The following is a 21,952-nucleotide window of genomic DNA, read 5'->3' as shown; positions in this document are numbered from 1 at the left end:
CTAACGTGAACCATCAGGTGTTTGCGCGTCTCACGCGCGCCCTGCCCCGCAAACCGGCGGCCGGGCTTTTGAAGGATGACAAAATGACGACCAGCAAAGTGACCGATTCATCGTTTGAATCCGATGTGCTCGATGCGAGCGGCCCGGTCCTCGTCGATTTCTGGGCGGAATGGTGCAGGCCCTGCAAGCAGATCGGCCCGGCGCTTGAGGAAATCGCGAAGGATTACGGCGGCAAGCTCACCGTCGCCAAGATCAACATCGACGAGAATCCGGACACGCCGACCAAATATGGTGTGCGCGGTATCCCGACCCTGATGATCTTCAAGGACGGGCAGGTTGCGGCGACGAAAGTCGGGGCGCTGCCGAAGGGCAAGATCGTCGAATGGATCGACAGCTCGCTCTGAAAAGAGTTGAGCCCGAAGAAAGGCCGGTCGCTCGACCGGCCTTTTTTATTGTCTCAGCCATTCTCCTTGAGAATGTGCCCGGCGAGATAGAGCGAGCCGCAGATGAGAATGCGCGGCGCCGCGCGTCCGGCGGCAACGGCAAGCCGGTCGAGCGCTTCATCGATACTGCCCGACGCATTGGCGCTGAGCCCCGCATCGCGCGCCATCTCGCAAAGCCGCCCGGCGGGAAGGCTCGCATCGGCGCCGGGTATCGTCACCGTTTCAACATGCGCCGCCAGCCCGCGAAAGGCCGCGAAATAACCGGTCGCGTCCTTCGTCTCCAGCATGCCCGTGAGCAGCAGCAGCGGGCGCGGCGCGGCTGCCGGATCGTGCTGCGCAATATCGGCCATGGCTTCGGCGACGGCGCGGCCCGCCGCCGGATTGTGCCCGCCATCGAGCCACACTTCGCAAGCCTCTGGCAAATGCCGGAATAGCGGTCCGCGCGTCAGACGCTGCATCCGCGCCGGCCACTCGGCATGGGCAAGGCCGCGGGCGATGGCGTCGCGCTCGAGCGGCAGCATGGCAGCCTGGCGCAGCGCGCAAATCGCAATACTGGCATTGCCGATCTGATGCCGTCCGGTCAGGCGCGGCAAAGGCAGGTCGAGAAGTCCCTGCTCGTCCTGATAGATGAGCGCGCCCGCCTCTTCATGCGCGGAAAAATCCTGACCATGAATGAGCAGCGGCGCGCCGGTCCGCTCTGCCGCCATTTCGATGGCAATGCGCGCTTCATCGTGCTGCGGTCCGATCACGCCCGGCACGCCTGGCTTCAGAATGCCCGCCTTCTCCGATGCGATCAGCGTCAGCGTATCGCCGAGAAATGCCTGATGGTCGAGATCGACCGGCGTGATGATGCTGATGGCAGGTTTCGCAATCACATTGGTCGTGTCGAGCCGTCCTCCCATCCCGACTTCGAGTATGAGGGCATCCGCCGGATGCCGCGAAAAGGCAAGCAGCGCCGCCGCCGTGGTGATCTCGAAAAAGGTGATGGGTTCGCCCGCATTCGCGCGCTCGCATTCATCGAGCAATGCCGCGAGTTCATCCTCCTCGATGAAGGCACTCGGTGGCCGCCCGGCAAGGCGAATGCGCTCGTGAAAGCGAACGAGGTGCGGCGATGTATAGGAATGAACCGCGTAGCCGCCCGCTTCGAGCATCGCCCGGATCATCGCCGAAACGGAACCTTTGCCATTGGTCCCGGCAACGTGAAAGACCGGCGGCAGGTTACGCTCGGGATGACCAAGTGCGGCAAGCAGCCGCCATGTGCGATCAAGCGAAAGGTCGATCAGCTTCGGATGAAGCTTCGTCAGCCTTTCGAGAATGACGTCGCTGCGCGCAGGCGTCTCTTCGCTCACGATGCGGACGGCGCCGTCACCGTTGCGGGCACATTGGCGCTTTGCTGCTTGGTGCTGCGCGGGCGATGCGTCATCAGCCGCACGAGCCGCGAGAGCGTTTCCTTCAGCTTGTGCCGGTGAACGATCATGTCGATCATGCCATGATCGAACTGGAACTCGGCGGACTGGAAATCCTCAGGCAGCTTTTCGCGGATCGTCTGCTCGATCACGCGCCGTCCCGAAAAGCCGATCAGGGCCTTCGGTTCAGCGATATGCACATCGCCGAGCATCGCATAGGAGGCGAGCACGCCGCCGGTTGTCGGGTCGGTCAGCACCACGATGAAGGGAAGCCCCGCTTCCCGCAGCAGCTGTAGTGCGACCGTCGTGCGCGGCATCTGCATCAGCGAGAGAATGCCCTCCTGCATGCGCGCGCCGCCCGCCGCCGTGAACAGGACATAGGGCGCCTTCATTTCGAGCGCCGTCTCCGCGCCCTTGATGATCGCCTCGCCAGCTGCCATGCCGAGCGAACCGCCCATGAAGGCGAAATCCTCGACCGCGATCACGGTTTCGACGCCGTCAAGCGGACCGCGCGCAACCGTCACGGCATCTTCCGCGCCGGTTTTCGTGCGCGCTTCCTTCAGCCGGTCCGGATACTTCTTCTGGTCGCGGAACTTGAGCGGATCGGCAACCACGCTGCCCACTTCGACGGTCTGAAATTCGCCATTGTCGAACAGCGCGGCGAACCGTTCCTTCGAGCCGATGCGCAGATGATGGTCGCAACTCGGGCAAACCCGCTGCGCCGCATCGAGATCGCGATGAAAGATCATCTCGCCGCAGGACGGGCACTTATTCCAGAGATTGTCCGGCGTGTCGGCCTTCTTCTTGAAGACCCGCTGGATCTTCGGCCGGACGACATTGTTGATCCAGTTCATCTGCTGATCTCCCTATTCCGCGGCCGCCGCGCGCGCCTTGTGGACGCCATCGGCCAGTGTGCGCACGAAGCCGAGGACGCGCTCCGCAGCGCCGGGCATTGCCCGGCCTTCGCTGTCGAGTTCCTTCGCAATGGCATCGACGATCGCCGAGCCGACGACCGCGCCATCCGCCGCGCGGGCGATGTCGGCGGCCTGCGCCGGTGTCTTGATGCCGAAGCCGACGGCGACGGGGAGCGGCGTGTGCCGCTTGATGCGCGCTACGGCTTCAGCGACATTGCGTGCTTCCGGGCTTGCCGAACCGGTGATGCCGGTGATCGAGACGTAATAGACGAAGCCCGACGTATTAGCGAGCACGGCGGGAAGCCGCCTGTCGTCTGTTGTCGGCGTCGCGAGGCGAATGAAGTTCAAACCCGCCCGCATCGCAGGTTCGCAAAGCTCGTCGTCTTCTTCCGGCGGCAGGTCGACGACGATAAGCCCGTCGACGCCCGCTTCGCAGGCCCGCGTCAGGAAGGTTTCGACGCCCATGTGATAGATCGGATTGTAATAGCCCATCAGCACGATCGGCGTTTCATTGTCGCTTTCGCGGAAGCGGCGCACGAGATCGAGCGTTTTCTTCATGCTGGCGCCATTGCGCAGAGCGCGCTGCGACGAGGCCTGGATCGCGGGGCCGTCGGCCATCGGGTCGGTGAAGGGCATGCCGAGTTCGATCACATCGGCGCCCGCCGCGGGCAGGCCCTTCAGCACTTCGAACGAAGTGTCGAAATCGGGATCGCCGCCCGTGATGAATGTCACGAAGGCGGCGCGGCCTTCCGCTTTCAGAGCCGCAAAGCGCCTGTCGAGCCGCGTGGTCACAGCGTCACCCCCAGATAGCCGGCAACGGAGAACACATCCTTGTCGCCACGGCCGCACATATTCATCACCATCAGGTGATCCTTCGGCAGCGAAGGTGCGATCTTCGCAACGAAGGCGAGGGCATGCGCCGGTTCGAGTGCGGGAATGATGCCTTCGAGCTTCGAGCAGAGCTGGAAGGCTTCAAGCGCCTCATTGTCGGTCGCGGAAACATATTCCGCGCGGCCCGTCTCATGGAGCCAGGCATGTTCCGGCCCGATGCCCGGATAGTCGAGCCCGGCCGAAATCGAATGGCCGTCCTTGATCTGCCCGTCATCGTCCTGCAGCAGGTAGGTGCGGTTGCCATGCAGTACGCCGGGCGTGCCGCCTTTGAGCGAGGCGCAATGTTCGCCGGTCTCGATGCCCTTGCCCGCCGCTTCCACGCCATAGATTTTCACCGACGGGTCGTCGAGGAAGGGATGGAACAGGCCCATCGCATTCGAGCCGCCGCCGATGCAGGCGACGATCGAGTCCGGCAGGCGGCCCTCGCGTTCGAGCATCTGCTTTTTCGTTTCATGGCCGATGACGGACTGGAAGTCTCGCACCATCGCCGGATAGGGATGGGGCCCCGCGACGGTGCCGATCAGATAGTAGGTATTCTCCACGTTCGTCACCCAGTCGCGCAGCGCCTCGTTCATCGCGTCCTTGAGTGTACCCGTGCCCGAAGTGACGGGGATAACTTCGGCGCCGAGGAGCTTCATGCGGAAGACATTGGGCTTCTGCCGTTCAATGTCGGTCGCGCCCATATAGATGACGCAGGGCAGGCCGAAACGAGCGCAGACCGTCGCCGTCGCCACGCCATGCTGCCCGGCGCCCGTCTCCGCGATGATGCGTGTCTTGCCCATGCGCCGTGCGAGCAGGATCTGGCCGAGGCAATTATTGATCTTGTGGCTGCCGGTATGGTTCAGCTCGTCGCGCTTCAGATAGATTTTTGCGCCGTTGAAATGTTCGGTCAGGCGCTCGGCGAGATAGAGCGGGCTCGGACGGCCGACATAGTCGCGCTGCATGAAGTCGATCTCGGCCTGATAGGCAGGATCGGCCTTCGCATCCGCATAGGCCTTTTCGAGATCGAGCACGAGCGGCATCAGCGTCTCGGCGACAAAGCGTCCGCCGAAAATGCCGAAGCGGCCGCGCTCGTCGGGGCCATGTGTCAGTGTATTTGCAGTCGTCGCGTTCAAGACATCTCTCTTTCGGTGCAAGCCTTGTCAGGCGGCCTTCGCCGCCTTGATGAAGACTTCGATCAGTTCGGGCGATTTCCGTCCCGGTGCGGTTTCCACGCCGGAAGAAACGTCCACGGCTTCCGCGCCGGTGATCCGGATTGCCTCGGCAACATTCTCCGCGGTGAGGCCGCCCGACAGCATCCAGGGCATATCGGGCCGGTGTCCGGCGATCAGCGACCAGTCGAAAACAAGGCCGTTCCCGCCGGGCAGGGCGCCCGCCATAGATTTAGGCGGTTTGGCATCGAACAGCAACAAATCGGCGGAATCTCGGTAAATATCGCCGGTTTCGGGATCGCCGGGTTCGGCCACGCCGATCGCCTTCATCAGCGGGATGCCGTAGCGCGCCTTGAGCGCCAGAAGCCGCGCCGGCGGCTCCGCGCCATGGAGCTGCAGAATGTCCGGCCGGATCGCCTTCACCATGGCGTCGAAGGCTGCATCGTCCGCGTCGAGGCTGAGCGCCACCTTGAGTACGGTCGATGGCACGCGGGCGGCAAGCTCGGGCGCTGCTTCAATACTGACGAAACGCGGACTTCTCGAAATGAAGTTGAAGCCGAGATACTCCGCCCCTGCGGAAACGGACGCATCCACCGTCTCCGGCGTCGACAATCCGCAGATTTTCACACGCGTCGTCATGGGATCCTATGCCGCGAGCGAGCGGACGATCTCTTCCGCCGCATGGCGGGGGTTGCCCGCGCCGGTGATCGGCCGCCCGATGACGAGCACATCTGCGCCGAGTGCCAGCGCCTCTGCCGGTGTCATCACGCGCTTCTGGTCGCCGATTGCGCTGCCGGCGGGGCGGATGCCCGGCACGATCAGCTTGAAGTCCGCTCCGAGATCGCGCTTCAGCATTTCGATCTCATGGGCCGAGCAGACGACGCCGTCGAGGCCCGATTCGGCGGCAAGTCCGGCGAGGCGGCGGACATGGTCGGATGGCGTGCCCGTGACGCCGGTATCGGCAAGGTCGGAGGCATCGAGGCTCGTCAGCATGGTGACACCGATCACCAGCGGCCGGTCGTCGCCAGCCTCTCTCGCGGCATCGGCGGCAGCGCGCATCATCGCCTTGCCGCCGGCAGTGTGGACATTGACGATGGCGGGCTTCAGCGGCAGCACGGCGCGAATGCCGCCCGCTACCGTGTTCGGAATGTCATGGAGCTTCAGGTCGAGAAAGATCGGCAGGCCCGCTTCCGCCACCGCGTGATAGCCCGCAGGCCCCAGCGCATTGAAGAATTCCATGCCGAGCTTGAGTCCGCCCACCTTGCCCTCAAGCTCGCGGGCAAGCTCGATCGCCCGGCCGAGTTCGGTCGTATCGAGCGCGCAGAAGATGGGGTTTTCGGAGGTCATGCCGTATCGCCTTCCCGGTTGGGCTCAAGGGCCGGACAGGGGTCTCCGCGCCTTATATCAGATCGGTCCGGGGCGGGGACAAGTTTCTAGCTTTCGCCCCGTAGGGCTGGAAGATTGGCCTCAGTCTCCCGAATTTCCACTGCTTTTGCGGCTTTTTTGCGCCGCGCCTGGGCCCATGCGCCCATGCCGCCCACAAGGATGCCGAGGAACACCGAGGCGAGAATGACGAGGAAAAGCGGCAGATCGAAACTGATCGCGGGCGAGGCCTGATCGAAAGGATCGAGGCTGAAGGTCACCGCTCCCCGGTTGGCGACGGCAATCGCCATGACGAGAATGATAATCGGCGGCAGGACGATCCAGCGCAGGAGTTTCAACGGTCTTCTTCCTGTCCAGAATGATCCGGCGGAGACGGCAGGGGGGCGGCTCAGTCGTCGTCGCCGTCGCTGTCGTCGTGGTTCATCAGCTTGTCGTCGGAAATATCGGCGTTATTGAGGCGCTCGCGCAGTTCCTTGCCCGTCTTGAAGAAGGGCACGGATTTTTCCTCGACATGAACGGGCTCACCCGTGCGCGGGTTGCGGCCCGTGCGCGCCGGGCGGCTTTTCACCGAAAAGGCCCCGAAACCGCGCAGTTCCACCCGGTCGCCGCGCGCCAGCGCGGCGCTGATCTCGTCGAAAATCGTGCTGACGATGCGTTCCACGTCGCGCTGATAGAGATGGGGATTGGCTTGTGCGAGACGGGCGACGAGTTCCGATTTGATCATGTTCTGGCGTCCCCCGGCTGCGCCTCACCTTGTTGCCCGTCATCTGCCGGAAGTGGCGGGAACCTTGTCTTGATTAGTGGTCAGGTTGCCAAAGGCTAGTCAGACCGTCAAGTGTAAGTCTTTTTGCCTGCTGCGTTTTTCCGCTCAGCCCGTCGATGGTGACGAGTGCCGCCTCGCCCGCCGCACGGCCAAGGAAGCCTGCGAACCCGCTGCCGGGATAGTTCGGCTCCCAGTCGGTCACCGGCAGGTCCGCATTGACCCCGTGTTCGCTGGCAAGCCAGGCAATCGCCACCTGCTCGCCGCCCAATGCGTCCACCAGCCCGTTTTCGACTGCCTGCCAGCCGGTAAAGACGCGCCCGTCGCCGATCTGACGCGCCGCCGCCTCCTCCATGCCCCGGCGCTCGCCGACAAGGCGGAGGAACCAGCCATAGGACGCATCGACCATATCCTGCGTCGCCTTGATGGCGCGGGGGTCGGCCTTGTGGAAGGGGCTTGGTTCCGCCTTGAGGGGCGAGGACTTAACCTCCTTCATCTCGACGCCGATATTGCCGAGCAGCTCTTCAAGCTGCGCCCATTGGTAGAGGACGCCGATGGAGCCGGTAATCGTGTTGCCACGGGCCACGATGTGGTCGGCGGAAAGGGCCGCGATATAGCCGCCGGAGGCCGCCACCGTGCCGAGCACGGCGACAACGGGCTTTTCTTCCGCGACCGCCCGCACCGCCTCGTAAAGCGCCTCCGCGCCCGTCGTCGTGCCGCCCGGACTGTCGATGGAAAGAATGACCGCTTTCACGTTGCGGTCGCGCGCAATCTTTTCAAGCATGTCCTGCTGGTAGCGGTCATCGACGATGATCCCGCCGATCGTCACGCGCGCGATATGAGCCTGTCTGAAGGAAACGCCCCGGTCGGCGGACACCACGATCAGCGCGACTGCCAGCGCGAGCACCGCGCCGGCGCGCCAGAGAAACAGGCGGCGCTTGAGGCGCCGTCTGTCGGCGAGAGTGTCGGCATCAAGTGACACGAGGCTTTCCTCCGGGCAGGACAATCAGGACGGGAAGCTTACTCCGGCAGGCGGAACTGTAAACGCTTTCCCTTGCCTTCATTTGAAGGTCGAAATGAAAACGGGGCGGCCGAAGCCGCCCCGTTCGGGTGAATCCGGACCTGAGCCCGGATTACTTGTCGTCGGTATTGGCCTTGTTGAGGGCCGCCCCCAAAATGTCGCCGAGCGAGGCGCCCGAGTCCGACGAGCCGTACTGTGCAACCGCTTCCTTTTCTTCCGCGATTTCCAGCGCCTTGATCGAGAGCTGGATCTTGCGGGAGGTGCGGTCGAACTGCGTCACGCGCGCATCGACCTTGTCGCCGACGGCGAAACGCTCGGGCCGCTGGTCGGCACGGTCACGCGCAAGTTCGGCACGGCGGATGAAGGACGGCATGTTGTCTTCGCCAACCGTCACTTCGAGGCCGTTCTCGGTCACGCCCGTCACCGTGCAGGTGACGACGGCGCCCTTGCGCATCTCGCCGAGCGATTCCATCGGATCGCCCGAGAGCTGCTTGATGCCGAGCGAGATGCGTTCCTTCTCGGTGTCGACGTCGAGAACGACGGCCTTCACGATCTGCCCCTTCTGGTAGTCCTGCATGGCTTCTTCGCCAGGACGGTTCCAGTCGAGATCCGACATGTGCACCATGCCGTCGACATCGGCATCGAGACCGATGAAGAGACCGAATTCGGTGATGTTCTTGATCTCGCCTTCGACCTTCGTGCCGGGCGGGAAGCGTTCGGCGAAAGTGGTCCAGGGGTTGTCCATGCAGTGCTTGAGGCCGAGCGAGATACGGCGCTTCACCGGATCGACTTCCAGCACCATCACTTCCACTTCCTGCGAGGTGGAAACGATCTTGCCCGGATGCACGTTCTTCTTCGTCCAGCTCATTTCGGAAACATGGACGAGGCCTTCGACGCCGGGTTCGAGTTCAACGAACGCACCGTAATCGGTGATGTTCGTGACGCGGCCCTTGAAGCGCACTTCGAGCGGATACTTCGCCTCGACGCCTTCCCACGGATCGGCTTCGAGCTGCTTCATGCCGAGCGAGATGCGCTGCGTGTCGTGGTTCACCTTGATGACCTGGACCTTTACGGTCTGGCCGATCGAGAGTACTTCGGTCGGATGGTTCACGCGGCGCCATGCAATGTCGGTGACATGCAGCAGGCCGTCCACACCGCCGAGATCGACGAACGCGCCGTAATCGGTGATGTTCTTGACGACGCCCTCGAGCACCTGACCTTCCTTGAGGTTCTCGACGAGTTCCTGGCGCTGTTCGGCGCGGGTCTCTTCGAGCACGGCGCGGCGCGAGACGACGATGTTGCCGCGGCGCTTGTCCATCTTGAGGATCTGGAAGGGCTGCGGAATGTTCATGAGCGGGGTCACGTCGCGCACGGGGCGGATGTCGACCTGCGAGCCCGGCAGGAAGGCCACGGCGCCGTCGAGATCGACGGTGAAGCCGCCCTTCACGCGGCCGAAGATCTGGCCGTCGACGCGGTCCTGCTTCTCGAAGGCGACTTCGAGGCGGATCCAGCTTTCCTCGCGCTTGGCTTTCTCGCGGCTCAGCACCGCTTCGCCCATCGCGTTTTCGATGCGCTCGAGATAGACCTCGACCGTGTCGCCCACATTGATATTGGCGGGCTTGCCGGGCGTGGCGAATTCCTTGAGCGGGACGCGGCCTTCGGTCTTGAGGCCCACATCGATGATGGCGAGATCGTTCTCTACGCCGACGACCGTCCCTTTGATGACGGAGCCTTCCTGCATGTTGCTGTCCATGAAGGACTGTTCGAGCAGGGCGGCGAAATCTTCGCGGCTCGGATTGAGCGCGTTTGCAGTGTTAGCCAATGGAAAAGTCTCCTGACGATGCTTTTTTCCGGCCTGCGGTTGGGTCCGCGGGTCTTCTCCCGAAATCGTTGGTCGCAAGGGAGCGGGTGGATAGGGCAGTCGGTTAGGGGTTGCTGACAGATCCGGCCCATCTGCCTGCCACAGCATCGGCAAATGCGAAAAAGCGCGCTCGCCCGGAGGACGAAAACGCACTTAACCCAATGCTTTATCTATGATCGCGACGGCTGCGCCGAACGCCGCTTCTATACTCAAATCGGAGGTATCGAGCAAGTGCGCGTCATCGGCGGGCTTCATCGGACTCGCTTCGCGCCCGGCGTCCCGGCGATCCCTGTCCTGAATGTCCTCAAGGACTTGTGCTTCGGCAACGCTGGAGCCCGAATTGTTGAGTTCGAGCCACCGCCGATGGGCACGGATTTCGGGCCGGGCGGTCACGAAAAGTTTTGCCCTGGCGTCCGGGCAGACCACTGTGCCGATGTCGCGCCCGTCCAGAACCGCGCCGGGCAGGCCGCAGGGAGGATTATGGGCAAAATTCCGCTGCAGGTCGAGGATCGCGGCCCGGACCGATGGCATTGCCGCCACGATCGAGGCGGCGGCGCCCGCTTCGGCGGTACGGATCGCGCACTCGTCGATTCTGGAAAGATCAAGGGATGTGGCGGCGGCAAGTGCTGCCGCGTCATCCGCCGGGTCTTTGCCTGAGGCGGTCACGGCGTGGCCGACCGCCCGGTAGAGCGAGCCCGTATCGAGATAGGCAAAGCCGTAATGCGCGGCGAGCTTGCGTGCAAGCGTGCCCTTGCCGGAGGCGGCAGGCCCGTCCACCGCGATGACGATGCTGCCGCTCACTGCGCCTGCCCGGCAAGGCTCGCGCCAAGCCCGCGCATCAGCTTCGTGAAGCCGGGGAAGCTCGTCGCGATCATCGAGGCATCGTCTACCGTCACCGGCTTCTGCGCCGCAAGTCCCATGACGAGGAAGGACATGGCAATCCGGTGATCCATATGGGTGACCACATGACCGCCGCCATCGACCACGCCCGAGCGGCCTTCGACCACCATGCCGTCATCGCTCTCATGGACCTTGACGCCGTTGGCGCGCAGCCCCGATGCGGTCGCGGCAATGCGGTCGCTCTCCTTCACGCGCAGCTCGTGAATGCCCATCATGCGCGTCTCGCCTTCTGCAAAGGCGGCGGCGACCGCAAGGACAGGATATTCGTCGATCATCGAGGCGGCGCGTTCGGGTGGCACGTCGATGCCCTTGAGGCGGCTGTGGCGCACACGCAGATCGGCCACCGGCTCGCCGCCTTCGTCGCGCTGGTTCATGACCTCTATGTCGCCGCCCATTTCCTTGAGCGTCGTATAAAGCCCGGCGCGATGCGGATTGAGCGTGATGCCCTGCACCACGATCTCGGACCCCGGCACCAGCAACGCCGCAACGACCGGGAAGGCCGCAGACGAGGGATCGCCCGGCACGGCAATCGGGCAGGGCGTGAGTTCGGGCTCGCCGGCGAGGCTGATCTCGAGCCCGTCCTTCCCCTGCTTCGTCCCGATATGGGCGCCGAAGGCGCGGAGCATCCGCTCGGTATGGTCGCGCGTGGGCACCGGCTCGATCACCGTGGTGATGCCAGGCGCATTGAGGCCGGCAAGCAGGATCGCCGACTTCACCTGCGCCGAGGCGACGGGCGAGCGATAGGTGATGGGCAGCGCACGGCGCGCGCCCGTCAGCGTCAGCGGCATTTTCCCGCCTTCGCGGGCATGGAAATGGGCGCCCATTTCGCTGAGCGGCTTGATGACCCGGCCCATCGGACGGCGCGACAGCGAGGCATCGCCGATAAAGGTCGCCGTGATCGGATGACCTGCGACAAGCCCCATGACGAGGCGGGCCCCGGTGCCCGAATTGCCGAAATCGAGCGGCTCGGCCGGTTCGCGGAGACCGCCGACACCCACGCCAAAGACCGACCAGGTGCCGTCCTCATGCCGCGTCACGCGGGCGCCGAGGCGGCGCATGGTCTCGGCGGTCGACAGCACATCCTCGCCCTCGAGCAGCCCCGTGATCCGCGTTTCGCCGACTGCCAGCGCCCCGAAGATCAGCGCCCGGTGCGAAATCGACTTGTCGCCGGGCACCCTGATCGTGCCCCCGAGGGCGCGGGAGAGTTCGGCGGTCAGGCCTGCATGGGGGGAGGAGGGGGAAGAGGTCAATTGATGTTCCTGCGGGCGCGGGGTTCGGGCTTTGCCGGAGGTCTTCCGGCCAATCGCCGGATCGGGCAGCGATGCCCGCCCCGGCCGGGCGCGAATAGGTTTTGACAGGAGCAATTTAACGTGGCAATGGGAATTTCCTTCAAGGCCTTGGGCCGCGCGCTCCCGAAAGGGTGCGCTTCGAGACGCAATTTGATGCGGGAGTGCGAACTTGTCGAAACCGGAGTTGGGAACCAAACGCGATTGCCCGAGCTGCGGCGCAAAGTTTTACGACCTGAACAAGAATCCCGTCGTCTGTCCGAAGTGCAAGCATGAATATGTGCCGGATGCAGGTCCGAAGGCAAAACGCGCCAAGCCGGCTGAAAAGCCGAAGGAAAAGCCGGTAAAGCGGGCCGTGGTCGAGGACGAGGATAATGTCTCGCTCGACGCCATGCGGGACGACGAGTTTGCCGCCGATACCGATGACGATATCGATGTGGATGTCGACGTGGATGTCGATGTCGATGATGACGCCGATGACGACACCTTCCTCGCCGATGACGAGGATGGCGACGACGACGTGACCGGCATCGTGCGCGGCGGCAAGGGCGACGACGACTGATTGCCGTCCGCCGCGATTTCAGGCGGAAGGGTGCCCAACTTTCTCTTGATCGCGGGAAAGAGCGGCACTAAGTTCCGCCACCGTTGGCGCGGAGCCCAATCCGCGCCGGACAAGATATGGGGCCATAGCTCAGTTGGGAGAGCGCTTGCATGGCATGCAAGAGGTCGTCGGTTCGATTCCGTCTGGCTCCACCAATCTTCCTGAAAACAGAATGACCGATGCCGCGCTCGCCCGCATGGGCAGGCTGCGCCTTACTGGCTCGTGTCCGCAAAAGACCAGCGCAGGGTCTCGCCTGAGTGGAAGGGCACGAGTTCCGCTGCTTCAAGCCTGAGCTTCTGCGGGACCGGGGTTTCGCGCCGCTCCAGCGTGACCGTGCCTTCATTGAACGGCAGGCCGTAAAACTTCGGACCATTCTCCGACGCAAAGGCCTCGAGCCGGTCGAGCGCGCCTTCTTCCTCAAACACCGTGGCATAGCTTTCGATCGCATAGGGCGCATTGAAGATGCCGGCGCAGCCGCAGGCCGATTCCTTGTCATGAGCGGCATGCGGCGCGGAATCGGTGCCGAGGAAGAATTTGGCCGAACCCGATACCGCGGCCTTGCGCAAGGCAAGCCGGTGCGGCTCGCGCTTCGCGACAGGCAGGCAATAAAAGTGCGGCCGGATGCCGCCCTCGAACATCGCGTTGCGATTGATTGCCAGATGGTGCGGCGTGATCGTTGCCGCGATATTGGGCCCCGCCGCCTCGACGAAAGCCACGGCGTCGGCGGTCGTGATGTGCTCGAACACGATCTTGAGTGCCGGAAAATCCGATATCAGCTTCTTGAGAATGCGCTCGATGAAAACGGCTTCCCGGTCGAAGATGTCGACGTGGCGGTCCGTCACCTCGCCATGCACGAGAAGCGGCATGCCGATGCGCTGCATGACATCGAGAGCGCCGGAGATATTGCGGATGTCCGTGACGCCATGCGCCGAATTGGTCGTGGCATTGGCGGGATAGAGCTTGCAGGCAGTGAAGACGCCCTCGGCAAATCCCCGCTCGATCTCGCCCGCATCGATCGCATCGGTGAGATAGCAGGTCATGAGCGGCGTGAAGGAAAGGCCCTGTTCGACCGCGGCGAGGATGCGGTCGCGATAGGCTTTGGCCGCTGCAACCGTTGTGACCGGCGGATTGAGGTTCGGCATGACGATCGCCCGTCCGAACTGCCGCGCGGTATAGTTGACGACCGAGGCGAGCATTGCGCCATCGCGAAGATGGACATGCCAGTCGTCCGGCCGGCGGATCGTCAGGCGGGTCTTGTCCTGTCCGGCGCGGACCGCACTCGTATCGACATCAGATGCCGGCATTGAAATCGTCCTCGGCCATCGGCCCTGTTATATTGCGATGCGAGCCCCAATGAGACCGGCGGTTCGCTTCAGGCGGCAAACACCGGCTTGCGCTTTTCCAGATTGGCCATGATGGCTTCCTTCTGGTGTGCGCCGCCGATCAGCTTGTCCTGCTCGACCGATTCCGCCAGCAAGAGCGCTGCGGCATCGGTGTCCGGTGCCGCATTGAAGATGCGCTTGGCGGCGCGGATCGCAGACGGGCTCTTGTCGGCGATCTCTCGTGCTGTGGCAAGCGCGTCAGCAAGCGGGTCGGCGCAGATGCGCGTGACGAAGCCCATCTGGAGTGCTTCCTCGGCCTCGAAGATGCGGCCCGTATAGGTGAGTTCGCGGACCACGTCGTCCCGTGCCAGGCCGCGCATGAGATACATGCCCGCCATGTCGGGGATGAGTCCCCATTTGATCTCCATGACGGAGAAACGGGTGCCCGGCGCCGCATAGCGGATGTCGGGGCCGAGCGCCACCTGGAAGCCGCCGCCAAAGGCAACGCCGTGAACGGCCGCGATCACCGGCACCGGAATCTCGCGCCAGACCATCGCGGCATATTGCGCGCGATTGGAAATGCCGTGACTGCGCTGCGCAAGGCGGCTGGTGACGGCGCTCTCGCCGCCTGCCGGCTTTTCCGAACTCGCCATGCGGCCGAAATTGCCCATGTCGAGCCCGGCGCAGAAGGCACGGCCCTCGCCGGAAAGCACGACCGCCCGGACCGACTTGTCCGCCTTCAGCCGCTCGCCTGCCTCGAGCAGGCCGTTGAACATCGCATCGTCAAGCGCATTCATCTTGTCGGTGCGGACAAGCCGGACATCGGCGACGCCGTCGTTCATCGTGATTTTGACGCGCTCTTCCATTTTTGTCCTCCGCTAGGCTGCGCTGAATGTCGATGGCAAGAGTCATAGTAGCCCGCCATCCGATTGCAAGACCGTCTGCGGCAGGCAAAACCGGCAATTTGCGGGCTTACGCAGGGGCGGAACTGCCCGAAAGGGTGGCCGGCCGATTTTCCGTCAGCGCCATTGACCGTTTTTCCGCCGCCGCGGCCGATTCGAATTGATCGTGCCGGCAAAGTTTATCTAAGCTTCGACCGGGAGGAGGCTGCCGGTCCCGGCAGCCCGCAAGGTTACGGGGATGCGGTAGGGGGGATGACCAGACTTCTTGGCCGGCTCTGGTGGTTGCTTGCAGCAAGTGCCACCATTGCATTCTTTTCGCCGCCTTTTCTGTGGCTCTTCGGCGTCATGGATGGCGCGGGCCTGACGCAATATATGCAGCAGGTCGTGAGCGGCGTGGCCAATGGCTGCGTCTATGCGCTGGTCGCGCTCGGCATCGTGCTCATCTACAAGGCGACCGAGACCATCAATTTCGCGCAAGGCGAACTGATGATGGTCGGCGCCTTCCTCGCCTTCACCTTCATCACTATGTATGGCGTGGGCTTCTGGCTCGGCGCCGCATTTGCCGTCGCGGGCGCGGTTCTTTTCGGCATGCTGACCGAACGCGCCATCATCAGGCCTGTGGTCGGCCAGCCCGTTTTCGCGATCGTGATGGTGACGCTCGGCTTCGGCTTCGTGGTGCGCGCCGTTGTGAGCATGATCCCCGGCTGGGGCACCGACACCTACGCTTTGGCGACGCCCTTTTCCGGTGCCGATCTGCGCCTCGGTGCGCTGGTCGTGAGCCAGGACCATGCGGCGATCATCGCCAGCACGATCGTGCTTTGCGGCATCCTCTTCGTCTTCTTCCGCTACACGCGGCTCGGCGTCGCAATGGAAGCCTCGTCCGAAAACCAGCTTGCCGCCTATTACATGGGCATACCTGTGAAGCGCGTCTACACGCTGATCTGGGGCCTGTCGGCGGGTGTTGCGGCCTTCGCGGGCCTGCTTCTCGCGCCCATCACCTTCATCCATACGCAGATGGGCTTCGGCGTCATCTTCAAGGCCTTCCCGGCCGCCATTCTCGGCGGCTTCGGTTCCATTCCCGGCGCCATCGTCGGCGGGCTCATCATCGGCATCGTCGAGGCGTTGGCCGGCTTTTATCTGCCGGAAGGCTTCAAGGACGTAGCCGCCTATGTTGTTCTTCTCGTCGTGCTGCTGCTGAGGCCGGAAGGCATTTTCGGCCGCGTCACGCCGAAGAAAGTGTGAGGCCGGAATGCGCTTTATCTTCAAGACGGATTACTCGCAGGACATCCGCCTCTTTCCCTTCGGCGGCACGGCGCGATTCTGGCTCGGCCTCGCGCTTTATGCGCTGATCGTGGCGGGACTGGCGCATGCCTCGCCCATGCCGCTCGGACCCGGCCACTGGTTTGGCATTGCCGCTGTCTATGCGGTGCTTTTCGGCGCCGTACTGCTCCGCCAGAACGCCGATGGTGAGGGCGGACATGCCGCCTTCTGGTACGGGCTTCTCGGCGTTGGCGCGCTCACGGCGCCTTTCATTCTCGACCTCTATTTCACGAGCCAGATCACTTTCGTCTATGTCTATGGCATTGCAGGCGTCGGCCTCATTCTGCTGCTTGGCATGTGCGGGCAGATTTCGCTCGGCCATGCCGCCTTCATGGCCTGCGGCGCCTATACGGCGGGGCTTTTGCAGGCGCAGGGTTTCGATCTTCTGGTGACGCTGCCCGCCGCCGTTCTTCTCTCCGCCGCGCTTGGCGTCGTGATCGGCCTGCCGGCGCTTCGCATGACGGGCATCTATCTCGCCTTCGCAACCTACGCCTTTGCCTTCATCGTCGAGGAAATTCTGGCGCGCTGGGACAATGTGACCGGCGGCAATATGGGCTTCGTGCTCTCCGATCCCTCCATCCTCGGCTACACGTTCGATTCCGAAGCGAAGATGTACTACCTCGCGCTCGCGCTCTTCGTGCTGACGTTGCTCGCAGGGCTCAATATCCGCCGTTCGTCGACCGGCCGCGCCTTCATGGCGATCCGCGACTCCGAAACGGCTGCGGAAGCGATGGGCGTCAATCTCGCCGTCTACAAGACGACAGCTTTCGCCATATCCGCCGGCATGGCGGGTCTTGCGGGCGCGATCTATGCACATCTCCTCTTTTTCATCAGCCCGGAAGGCTTCACGATCCTGCTTTCGATCAATCTGCTTGTGCTGGCGGTGATCGGCGGTCTTGCCTCCATGCATGGTGCGCTGTTCGGCGCGGCCTTCATTGTCGTGCTGCCGCAAGCCATTTCGCTCACCAAGGACAGCCTGCCGTCCGTGGTCGGGCAACTGCCTGGCCTCGAAGCAGGAATCTTCGGCCTCATCATCATCCTCTTCGTGATTTTCGAGCCAATGGGCATCCACGGACGCTGGATGAAGATCAAGACCTATTTCCAGCTTTTCCCGCTCTACAAGAAAGGCACGTTCAAGCGCCAGAAGAGCTACATGGTCAGCGAGAGAAACCGATGACATTGCTCGAAGTCGAAAATCTGGCGGTGCATTTCGGCGGCATCAAGGCTGTCGACGGCGTGAGCTTCAGCGTCGACAAGGGCGAGATCTTCACGATCATCGGCCCGAACGGTGCGGGTAAATCGACCATCTTCAACCTGATCAGCCGCATCTACGAGCCGACCAGCGGGCGCATCCGTTTCGAGGGGCGCGACATCACATCGCTGCCGCCGCACAGCGTGGCGGGGCTCGGCATCGCACGCACCTTCCAGAACATCGAACTGTTCGATCTTGCGACCGTGCTCGACAACATGATGCTCGGCCGCCATGCGCATCGCCGCACCGGCGTGTTCGAGCATCTCTTCTTCGGCCGCCGCACGCGCGACGAGGAACTCACCCATCGCCGCAAGGTGGAAGAGGTGATCGACTTTCTCGACCTGCAACACTACCGCGACCAGATGATCGCCAACCTGCCCTATGGCGTGCGCAAGGTGGTGGAACTCGGCCGCGCGCTCTGCGCGGAGCCAAAGATCCTGCTTCTCGACGAGCCCTCCTCCGGCCTCAATGTCGAAGAGACGGAGGACATGTCCTTCTGGATTTCCGACATCAAGAATCTGCTCGGCATCACCGTCATCATGGTCGAACACGACATGAACCTTGTGAACGATGTTTCGGACCGCGTGCTGGCATTGAACTACGGCCGCGTCATCGCAACGGGATCTCCTGCCGAGGTTCAGGCGCATCCGGATGTCATCCGCGCCTATCTCGGCGGCGACGATACGGAGGCCGCATGAACAATCCCGATGCGCCCGTCATTCTGTCGTTGCGCAATGTCGAGACCTTCTACGGTCCGATCATGGCGATCCGCGGCGTCTCGCTCGATATGCGCGAGGGCCAGATCGTGACCGTGCTCGGCGCGAACGGTGCCGGCAAGACGACGATCCTGAAAACGATCTCCGGCATCATGGACCCGCAAAAGGGAACCATCGCCTATCGCGACAAGCGAATCGACGGCAAGGACCCCTCCGAAATCGTCAAGCTCGGCATCAGCCATGTGCCGGAAGGGCGCGAAGTCTTTCCGACGCTCTCGATCGCGGACAATCTTCGCATGGGCGCCTATCTGCGCCGCGACCGCAAAGGCGTCGCCGAAGACCTGGAAGCGGTCTACGGTTATTTTCCGGTGCTGCGCGACCGCATGCATCAGCAGGCCGGGCAGCTTTCGGGAGGCGAGCAGCAGATGCTCGCCATCTCCCGCGCGCTGATGGCGCGGCCGCGCGTGCTGCTTCTCGACGAGCCCTCGCTCGGCCTCTCGCCGCGGCTTGTGAAGGAAATCTTCGCCATCATCCGCCGCATCAATGAGGAGCGCGGTGTGACGATCCTGCTGGTCGAGCAGAATGCGAACATGGCGCTTGGTCTTTCCGATTACGGCTATGTGCTGGAAGTGGGCCGCATCGTCATGGAAGGCGACAGCCAGCGCCTGAAGGAGAATGAGGACATCAGGGAATTCTATTTGGGACAGAAGGAACAGGGCGCACGCGGCAAGCGGCGCTGGAAAAAACGAAAAGTCTGGCGATAGGAAGAATATCGATGAAACTCTCCCCGCTCGTCATTTCCCCGGACTGCGACACCGTTCCCAAGCTCTTCGTGAAGCGCGTGAAGGAACTGGGCCCCCGCGTCGCCATGCGCGACAAGAATTTCGGGCTCTGGGAGCCGATCACCTGGAACGAATATTACGACAAGGCGCGCGCGGCGGGCCTCGCCCTCAAGGCGCTCGGTCTTTCCGATGGCGGCCGCATCGCGATCGTTTCGGAGGTCTGCCCCGAATGGCTTTTCGTCGATATCGGCTGCATGGGCGCAGGCGGTGTTTCGATGGGCATCTATCCGACCGATACCGCACCGCAGGTCGAATACATCATGAACGATTGCGGCGCCGAATTTTACTTCGCCGAGAATGAAGAACAGCTCGACAAGATCCTGACCGTGCGCGACCGCGTGCCCTCGCTGAAGCGCATCGTGGTGTTTGACATGGAAGGTCTCCACGATTTCCACGATCCGATGGTGATGGGTTTCGATGCCTTTATCGACTTGGGGCGCAAGGAAGCACGCGACAACCCGAAGCGGTTCGATGAACTGGCGGCGAAGACCGAGCCCGACAATGTGGCGATCCTCGTCTATACGAGCGGCACGACCGGCCCGCCCAAGGGCGCCATGATCAGCCATGCCAACATCATGTTCCAGTTGGCGAACAACCAGAACCTGCTGCCGCACACGCCGGAAGACCGCTCGCTCGCCTTTTTGCCGCTCTGCCACATCGCGGAGCGCACCTTCACGACCTTCAACCAGTTGATGACGGGGCAGACGGTCAATTTCGCCGAGAACCTCGAAACCGTGCCTGAAAACCTGCGCGAGGTGCAGCCGACGGCCTTCTTCGCGGTGCCGCGAATCTGGGAGAAATTCTATTCGACCGTTTCGATTTCACTGAAGGATGCGACCTTCCTTGAGAGGCTTGCCTACCGCTGGGCGATTTCCGTGGGCGAGAAAGTGGCTGACCGCCGCATCGCGGGCGAACCGGTGCCGCGTCTGCTTGACTGGCATTTTGCGCTCGCGGATTTCCTCGTTTTGCGCAACATCCGCCGGATGCTCGGCATCGACAGCTGCCGCTACATTCTGTCAGGCGCGGCGCCGATCTCACCCGAGCTCATCCGCTGGTATTTCGCGCTCGGCCTCTACATGGCCGAAGGCTATGGCCAGACGGAAAATGCCGGCATCGCAACCATCCCACAGCCCTTCGGCACCTACAAGTTCGGCCTTGTCGGCAAACCCGTGCCGAATACGGAACTGCGCCTTGCAGAAGACGGCGAGATCCTGATGAAAGGGCCGCATGTCTTCATGGGTTACTGGAACCAGCCGGAAAAGACCGCCGAAACGGTGGTCGATGGCTGGCTCCATACCGGTGATATCGGCGTCATCGACAATGAAGGCTGGGTGCGGATTACCGACCGCAAGAAAGACATCATCATTACGGCGGGCGGCAAGAACATCACCCCCTCGGAAATCGAGAACGAGCTGAAATTCTCGCCCTATATCCAGGATGCGGTGGTGATCGGCGACCGGCGGAAATTCCTCTCCGCACTCATCATGATCGACCGCGACAATGTCGAGAAATTCGCGCAAGACGCGAACGTGCCCTTCTCGGATTTCCGCAGCCTTTGCCGCGCGCCGGAAGTGCTGGAGCTGCTGCAGGCCGAAATCGACCGCGCCAACAAGAAATTCGCCCGTGTCGAGACGATCAAGAAATTCCGCGTCATCGAACACCAGATCATGGCCGAGGATGACGAGATCACTGCGACGGGCAAGCTTAAACGCTCGCTTGTGAACAAGAAATACGCCGATCTCATCGAAGGCATGTACAAGGGAGAAGCCGCATGACAATGACCCGCTTCAAGAGGGCCCTGGCCGCGTCGGGCATTCTTCTGGCTGCTGCAGCCACGGCGCTGCCTGCGAACGCCGGCACGCAGGGCATCCACGACAACGAGATCGTCATCGGCACTCATCAGGATCTGTCGGGCCCGCTCACCTCATGGGGCGTGCCGGTGCGCAACGGTCTTATCATGGCCTTTGAAGAGATCAACGAGGCGGGTGGCATTCATGGCCGCAAGATCCGTCTCGTCGTGGAGGATACGGGATACGATCCGCGCCGCGCCGTGCTCGCCACGCAGAAGCTCATCAATCGCGACCGCGTCTTCGCGATCATCGCGGCGCTCGGTTCGCCCACCGTCATCGCCTCCATGCCGCTAGCGCTGCGGCGCGGCGTACCCATTCTCTTTCCTTTCACGGCGGCTGACCAGACCTACGATCCCTATCATCCGCTGAAGTTCGCTTCGAACATTCCCTATGTCCATGCGATGCGGATCGGCACGCGCTATTTCATCGAGACCGAAGGCGTGACCAAGATCGGACTGCTCTATCAGGACGATGAATTCGGCCTCAATGTGAAGCGAGGCGCGGAGCTGGAGGCCGAAGCTCACGGTCTCACCATCGTCGAAAGCACGACCTACAAGCGCGGCGCGACGGACTTCTCGAGCCAGATCGCGCGGCTCCGTGCGGCGGATGTCGAGCTCGTCGTTCTCGGCACCGTGGTACGCGAGACGATCGGTGCAATGCAGGCTGCCCGCTCGCTCGGCTGGAACCCGATCTTCATTTGCTCGCAGGCCTGCTACACGCCGGAAGTCCACGACCTTGGCGGCGACACGGTGAACGGCGTCTACGCAATCTCGCAAACACCGATCCCCTATCCCGACGATCCGAACCCGAAAATCCGCGAATGGGTTAAGAGCTATAATGAGCGCTTCAACCTCGTCGCGAATGTGCAGGCGGTGGGCGCCTATACGCTGGCGCGTCTCTTTGCCGAAGCGATGGAGAAGGCGGGCCCCGAGCCGACAACGGAAAGCTTCGCGCAGGCGCTCGTCGATCTCGAACCCTGGGTCGATCCCGATCTCAGCGGTGTGCCCATCGATTTCACGGTAGGCGATCATCTTGGGACGAAGTCGGGTTTCCTCGCGCAGATCAAGGATGGCCGCTGGGTGACGCTGACCGAGGCCATGTCGCTCGACGGCAGCTAGCGCGGGCGGCTAT

Annotated in this window: 22 protein-coding genes and 1 tRNA gene; 9 read left to right on the top strand and 14 right to left on the bottom strand. The window is 62.9% G+C overall.

Features of this window, described 5'->3' with window-relative positions:
• Window positions 1–83: 83 nt before the first annotated feature.
• On the top strand, window positions 84–404 hold the full coding sequence (gene trxA, locus ACK4FH_RS03470) for a thioredoxin TrxA (protein ID WP_409811210.1): 321 nt from the start codon (window positions 84–86) through the stop codon (window positions 402–404).
• 53 nt (window positions 405–457) lie between these two features.
• Here trxA and ACK4FH_RS03465 read toward each other — a convergent pair whose 3' ends face one another.
• From ACK4FH_RS03465 to aroA, 12 genes are all read right to left on the bottom strand, one after another.
• Complete coding sequence (locus ACK4FH_RS03465; RefSeq protein WP_409811209.1) at window positions 458–1,792, bottom strand: bifunctional folylpolyglutamate synthase/dihydrofolate synthase; 1,335 nt, start codon at window positions 1,790–1,792, stop codon at window positions 458–460.
• Window positions 1,789–2,703, bottom strand: a complete 915-nt coding sequence (gene accD / locus ACK4FH_RS03460; RefSeq protein ID WP_409811208.1) for an acetyl-CoA carboxylase, carboxyltransferase subunit beta — start codon at window positions 2,701–2,703, stop codon at window positions 1,789–1,791. The genes ACK4FH_RS03465 and accD overlap by 4 nt, the downstream gene beginning before the upstream one ends.
• A 12-nt stretch (window positions 2,704–2,715) precedes the next feature.
• Window positions 2,716–3,555, bottom strand: coding sequence for a tryptophan synthase subunit alpha (trpA, locus tag ACK4FH_RS03455; RefSeq protein ID WP_409811207.1), 840 nt, complete (start codon window positions 3,553–3,555; stop codon window positions 2,716–2,718).
• Complete coding sequence (gene trpB, locus ACK4FH_RS03450) at window positions 3,552–4,769, bottom strand: tryptophan synthase subunit beta (RefSeq protein ID WP_409811206.1); 1,218 nt, start codon at window positions 4,767–4,769, stop codon at window positions 3,552–3,554. Before trpB ends, trpA begins: the two co-directional genes overlap by 4 nt.
• A 27-nt stretch (window positions 4,770–4,796) precedes the next feature.
• Window positions 4,797–5,444 (bottom strand): phosphoribosylanthranilate isomerase, encoded by a 648-nt coding sequence (locus ACK4FH_RS03445; protein ID WP_409811205.1) that lies wholly within the window; start codon window positions 5,442–5,444, stop codon window positions 4,797–4,799.
• A 6-nt stretch (window positions 5,445–5,450) separates the two neighbouring features.
• Window positions 5,451–6,152 carry an orotidine-5'-phosphate decarboxylase gene (gene pyrF / locus ACK4FH_RS03440; protein WP_409811204.1) on the bottom strand — a complete coding sequence of 234 codons (702 nt, stop codon included), beginning with the start codon at window positions 6,150–6,152 and terminating at the stop codon, window positions 5,451–5,453.
• A gap of 86 nt (window positions 6,153–6,238) precedes the next feature.
• Window positions 6,239–6,526 carry a lipopolysaccharide assembly protein LapA domain-containing protein gene (locus ACK4FH_RS03435; RefSeq protein ID WP_409811203.1) on the bottom strand — a complete coding sequence of 96 codons (288 nt, stop codon included), beginning with the start codon at window positions 6,524–6,526 and terminating at the stop codon, window positions 6,239–6,241.
• A 50-nt stretch (window positions 6,527–6,576) separates the two neighbouring features.
• A complete protein-coding gene (locus tag ACK4FH_RS03430) occupies window positions 6,577–6,912 on the bottom strand; it encodes an integration host factor subunit beta (RefSeq protein WP_409669357.1) in 336 nt (111 codons plus the stop codon).
• A gap of 73 nt (window positions 6,913–6,985) precedes the next feature.
• Window positions 6,986–7,930, bottom strand: a complete 945-nt coding sequence (gene sppA, locus ACK4FH_RS03425) for a signal peptide peptidase SppA (RefSeq protein ID WP_409811202.1) — start codon at window positions 7,928–7,930, stop codon at window positions 6,986–6,988.
• Window positions 7,931–8,081: 151 nt separating this feature from the next.
• Window positions 8,082–9,791, bottom strand: coding sequence for a 30S ribosomal protein S1 (gene rpsA, locus ACK4FH_RS03420; protein WP_409811201.1), 1,710 nt, complete (start codon window positions 9,789–9,791; stop codon window positions 8,082–8,084).
• Between the two features lie 192 nt (window positions 9,792–9,983).
• On the bottom strand, window positions 9,984–10,619 hold the full coding sequence (gene cmk / locus ACK4FH_RS03415) for a (d)CMP kinase (RefSeq protein ID WP_409815130.1): 636 nt from the start codon (window positions 10,617–10,619) through the stop codon (window positions 9,984–9,986).
• An 8-nt stretch (window positions 10,620–10,627) separates the two neighbouring features.
• The gene (aroA, locus tag ACK4FH_RS03410; RefSeq protein ID WP_409811200.1) at window positions 10,628–11,980 is read right to left on the bottom strand and encodes a 3-phosphoshikimate 1-carboxyvinyltransferase; all 1,353 of its coding nucleotides are present in this window, start codon (window positions 11,978–11,980) and stop codon (window positions 10,628–10,630) included.
• 208 nt (window positions 11,981–12,188) lie between these two features.
• On the opposite strand from aroA, the gene ACK4FH_RS03405 reads away from it, so the two are divergent.
• Window positions 12,189–12,578 (top strand): TIGR02300 family protein, encoded by a 390-nt coding sequence (locus tag ACK4FH_RS03405; RefSeq protein WP_409811199.1) that lies wholly within the window; start codon window positions 12,189–12,191, stop codon window positions 12,576–12,578.
• A gap of 118 nt (window positions 12,579–12,696) precedes the next feature.
• Window positions 12,697–12,772, top strand: a tRNA-Ala gene (locus tag ACK4FH_RS03400).
• A gap of 57 nt (window positions 12,773–12,829) precedes the next feature.
• Here the strand turns inward: ACK4FH_RS03400 and pyrC are convergent.
• Window positions 12,830–13,921, bottom strand: a complete 1,092-nt coding sequence (gene pyrC, locus ACK4FH_RS03395; RefSeq protein WP_409811198.1) for a dihydroorotase — start codon at window positions 13,919–13,921, stop codon at window positions 12,830–12,832.
• Window positions 13,922–13,989: 68 nt separating this feature from the next.
• The gene (locus ACK4FH_RS03390) at window positions 13,990–14,805 is read right to left on the bottom strand and encodes a crotonase/enoyl-CoA hydratase family protein (protein WP_409811197.1); all 816 of its coding nucleotides are present in this window, start codon (window positions 14,803–14,805) and stop codon (window positions 13,990–13,992) included.
• Between the two features lie 288 nt (window positions 14,806–15,093).
• Between ACK4FH_RS03390 and ACK4FH_RS03385 the strand changes: the two genes are divergently transcribed.
• The 6 genes from ACK4FH_RS03385 to ACK4FH_RS03360 are packed head-to-tail and all read left to right on the top strand — an operon-like array spanning window position 15,094 to window position 21,939.
• On the top strand, window positions 15,094–16,083 hold the full coding sequence (locus tag ACK4FH_RS03385) for a branched-chain amino acid ABC transporter permease (RefSeq protein ID WP_409811196.1): 990 nt from the start codon (window positions 15,094–15,096) through the stop codon (window positions 16,081–16,083).
• A 7-nt stretch (window positions 16,084–16,090) separates the two neighbouring features.
• Window positions 16,091–17,338, top strand: a complete 1,248-nt coding sequence (locus tag ACK4FH_RS03380; RefSeq protein ID WP_409811195.1) for a branched-chain amino acid ABC transporter permease — start codon at window positions 16,091–16,093, stop codon at window positions 17,336–17,338.
• A complete protein-coding gene (locus ACK4FH_RS03375) occupies window positions 17,335–18,111 on the top strand; it encodes an ABC transporter ATP-binding protein (protein WP_409811194.1) in 777 nt (258 codons plus the stop codon). Before ACK4FH_RS03380 ends, ACK4FH_RS03375 begins: the two co-directional genes overlap by 4 nt.
• Window positions 18,108–18,893: an ABC transporter ATP-binding protein gene (locus tag ACK4FH_RS03370; protein WP_409811193.1), complete on the top strand. Its 786-nt coding sequence runs from the start codon at window positions 18,108–18,110 to the stop codon at window positions 18,891–18,893. The genes ACK4FH_RS03375 and ACK4FH_RS03370 overlap by 4 nt, the downstream gene beginning before the upstream one ends.
• A gap of 11 nt (window positions 18,894–18,904) precedes the next feature.
• Complete coding sequence (locus ACK4FH_RS03365; protein WP_409811192.1) at window positions 18,905–20,746, top strand: AMP-dependent synthetase/ligase; 1,842 nt, start codon at window positions 18,905–18,907, stop codon at window positions 20,744–20,746.
• Window positions 20,743–21,939 carry an ABC transporter substrate-binding protein gene (locus ACK4FH_RS03360; RefSeq protein ID WP_409811191.1) on the top strand — a complete coding sequence of 399 codons (1,197 nt, stop codon included), beginning with the start codon at window positions 20,743–20,745 and terminating at the stop codon, window positions 21,937–21,939. The genes ACK4FH_RS03365 and ACK4FH_RS03360 overlap by 4 nt, the downstream gene beginning before the upstream one ends.
• Window positions 21,940–21,952: the final 13 nt, after the last annotated feature.

Origin of the sequence: Parvibaculum sp., from assembly GCF_046297875.1 — a bacterium.
GTDB lineage: Bacteria > Pseudomonadota > Alphaproteobacteria > Parvibaculales > Parvibaculaceae > Parvibaculum.
The sequence above is the reverse complement of the archived record's forward strand: the minus strand, read 5'-3'. Positions and strand labels throughout refer to the sequence as shown.

What these genes read in the sequence shown, in the direction of transcription:
- trxA (WP_409811210.1), top strand. Translation starts at nt 84, where the DNA reads ATGACGACCAGCAAAGTGACCGATTCATCGTTTGAATCCGATGTGCTC.
- accD (WP_409811208.1), bottom strand. Translation starts at nt 2,703, where the DNA reads ATGAACTGGATCAACAATGTCGTCCGGCCGAAGATCCAGCGGGTCTTC.
- ACK4FH_RS03445 (WP_409811205.1), bottom strand. Translation starts at nt 5,444, where the DNA reads ATGACGACGCGTGTGAAAATCTGCGGATTGTCGACGCCGGAGACGGTG.
- pyrF (WP_409811204.1), bottom strand. Translation starts at nt 6,152, where the DNA reads ATGACCTCCGAAAACCCCATCTTCTGCGCGCTCGATACGACCGAACTC.
- ACK4FH_RS03430 (WP_409669357.1), bottom strand. Translation starts at nt 6,912, where the DNA reads ATGATCAAATCGGAACTCGTCGCCCGTCTCGCACAAGCCAATCCCCAT.
- pyrC (WP_409811198.1), bottom strand. Translation starts at nt 13,921, where the DNA reads ATGCCGGCATCTGATGTCGATACGAGTGCGGTCCGCGCCGGACAGGAC.
- ACK4FH_RS03390 (WP_409811197.1), bottom strand. Translation starts at nt 14,805, where the DNA reads ATGGAAGAGCGCGTCAAAATCACGATGAACGACGGCGTCGCCGATGTC.
- ACK4FH_RS03385 (WP_409811196.1), top strand. Translation starts at nt 15,094, where the DNA reads ATGACCAGACTTCTTGGCCGGCTCTGGTGGTTGCTTGCAGCAAGTGCC.
- ACK4FH_RS03380 (WP_409811195.1), top strand. Translation starts at nt 16,091, where the DNA reads ATGCGCTTTATCTTCAAGACGGATTACTCGCAGGACATCCGCCTCTTT.
- ACK4FH_RS03375 (WP_409811194.1), top strand. Translation starts at nt 17,335, where the DNA reads ATGACATTGCTCGAAGTCGAAAATCTGGCGGTGCATTTCGGCGGCATC.
- ACK4FH_RS03370 (WP_409811193.1), top strand. Translation starts at nt 18,108, where the DNA reads ATGAACAATCCCGATGCGCCCGTCATTCTGTCGTTGCGCAATGTCGAG.
- ACK4FH_RS03365 (WP_409811192.1), top strand. Translation starts at nt 18,905, where the DNA reads ATGAAACTCTCCCCGCTCGTCATTTCCCCGGACTGCGACACCGTTCCC.
- ACK4FH_RS03360 (WP_409811191.1), top strand. Translation starts at nt 20,743, where the DNA reads ATGACAATGACCCGCTTCAAGAGGGCCCTGGCCGCGTCGGGCATTCTT.